Annotated in this window: 1 protein-coding gene and 1 pseudogene; both read left to right on the top strand. The window is 56.8% G+C overall.

Annotated features, from left to right (window positions below):
* Window positions 1-28 precede the first annotated feature (28 nt).
* A pseudogene (locus tag Z052_RS12690) lies at window positions 29-481 on the top strand (SDR family NAD(P)-dependent oxidoreductase); the annotation flags it as partial.
* Window positions 482-1,006: 525 nt separating this feature from the next.
* On the top strand, window positions 1,007-2,302 hold the full coding sequence (locus Z052_RS12685) for a Tat pathway signal protein (protein WP_094579702.1): 1,296 nt from the start codon (window positions 1,007-1,009) through the stop codon (window positions 2,300-2,302).
* The last annotated feature ends 29 nt before the right edge of the window (window positions 2,303-2,331 follow it).

The following is a 2,331-nucleotide window of genomic DNA, read 5'->3' as shown; positions in this document are numbered from 1 at the left end:
GAGATGTGTATAAGAGACACGCCTAGCTGAATACGACGAGGCGCAGTGGGATCGGATGATCGACGTGAATCTGAAAGGCGTTTGGCGATGTCTGAAAGCCGAGATTCCAGAGATGATTGAACGAGGTGGTGGGGCTATTGTCAACACTTCCTCAGTCGCTGGCGTGAGTGCGAACGGGAGCGCACACTACGCGGCCAGTAAACACGGCGTTATTGGGCTCACTCGGCGGGCAACAGTTGACTACGCTGAGGATGGTGTCCGGTTCAACGCAGTCTGTCCGGGTGTCATCGACACGCCAATGGTCCAACAAGCGGGTGAGGACAACAGCGAAGAGATGGACCGCATCACTGCAGGTATTCCAGCAGGACGCCTCGGTGAGCCCCAAGAGATAGCCGATACTGTCGTTTGGCTCTGTTCTGAGGACTCTTCTTACGTGATGGGGCAGCCAATTATTGTCGACGGAGGGCTCCTTGTCCAGTAATTAAGCACATATCGCAGAGGGACTGTCATTACGGCGGCAACATGGTGCCCCCGTACACCGCAGTGCCGCCGCAATAGGGTTTTAAAAAAGACTTTTCACACCCAACACCGATCGCTCAGTACAGTTGGAACGCGTACCGCTACTGCCGCTTATAAACTACCTCGGTAAGTACCCCGAGGTACCCGCCTCAGTTATCCGTAGACCAGTCAGCACGAGGATCAGTGTGTGAAAAAGACAACCAGATCAACAAACCACTGGGTACACCACTAATACTGAGATGGGAGAGAGATGAGATCGTAAGAAGAGCGAGCGGGTGACCATACTCCTCGTGAAAATTGGTATAAAAACCGGTGATTACTGGCCTTCACGATAGGGAAGAGTTTCACCTCCCAGACGCTTATTGTATTGATCTGCTGTCTGGAAGTTGTCGATATCGCTGAACCCTATCACATCCGCTCGTGCGTGTAAGCGTCTCAACTTTCCAAAGGCCGCACATTCATCCTGTCGAGGTCACAATCAGTAGATATGGACTTTTTTGATCGAGACCGACCGCGCCGTGAGTTCTTGAAACGCGTAGTCGCGATGGGTGGGGCTAGCGCACTGTCGGCCTGTCTAGCCCGGACGGAATCGGGGCCAGTTCCCACTGGTGATCCGAATGCGAAGCCTGCTCGCCAGCACGCGTGGCGAGACTACATCAGACGTGATGACGCCGGCAACTCATTACTTCCTGCCCATCAAGTGTTGTTATACCTGAACGTAGACGGTGAGGGCCCACCAACGGACGACCAGCGCGAGGCCGTCGCCACAGCGCTCGGGACGATCGATCGCGCGTACGAGTGGAGCCACGAGGGATTGCTCTACTCAATTGCCTACTCGCCCGCATACTTCGGCCGGTTCGAAGCGTCGCTGCCAGCGGCTGTGGACCTCCCCGCTCCGCAGTCACTGTCTGAGTTTGAAACACCAACATTCGATACACAAGACGCGGTCGTCCACCTTGCGAGTGACCGAGCTGATACGGTGTTGGCGGCAGAGGAGGCACTAACTGGCGAAAAAGAGCGTGTGAATGGTGTCGACGTCGAGGCGCGGCTCACAGATGCGTTCACCGTCGACTCCCGCCGCACCGGATTCGTTGGAGCGGGCCTTCCAGCACAGAATCAAGACGTCGCGGGCATCCCCGACTCGAAACCGGTCCCCGAAGACTCACCGCTATTTATGGGGTTCACCGCCGGCTTCGTCGGCAACCAAGCCACGGAAGATTACGTCACGCTGGAGGACGGCCCATTCGCCGGGGGAACGACAAAAGCAATTTCGAACATTCGGCAGCGACTTGACGACTGGTACCTCGAACAGGACCACGACGACCGGGTGGCGGAGATGTTCAGCCCGGTCCACGCAGAGCAAGGCCTCGTCGACGGCGTTGGTGCGAATCTCGGTGATAATAGCGGGATCGACGAGATCCCAGATGATATCGTTGATCAAGCCCGTGAATATGCCCGAGTTGGGCATGCTCAGAAGGCGGCCCGTGCGAATCGAGACGTGGACGGGAACGTGCGACTACTCCGCCGGCACTTCGAGTCAACAGATGACATCGGCTCCGATCAAGAGGTTGCGAGTCTCCACTTCCCTTCGTTACAACAAGGCATCTCTGCCTTCGAAGATGTCCGTCGATCGATGAACGGCGTAGACATCACAGCGGAAACACCGGCTGTCCGTCAGCGGGTCAACAACGGCATTTTGGAGTACGTTTTCACCCGCCGGCGTGGCAACTTCCTTGTTCCACCCCGTCGGCACCGGGTGCTGCCGTCACCACGACCAGCTTGACATCCTCCCCGCGCTGAAGCGCTGTCTCT

This window comes from Halorubrum sp. C191, from assembly GCF_002727095.1.
Taxonomy (GTDB): domain Archaea; phylum Halobacteriota; class Halobacteria; order Halobacteriales; family Haloferacaceae; genus Halorubrum; species Halorubrum ezzemoulense.
Note: the sequence above shows the minus strand (reverse complement) of the source record. Positions and strands in the feature narration are given on the sequence as shown.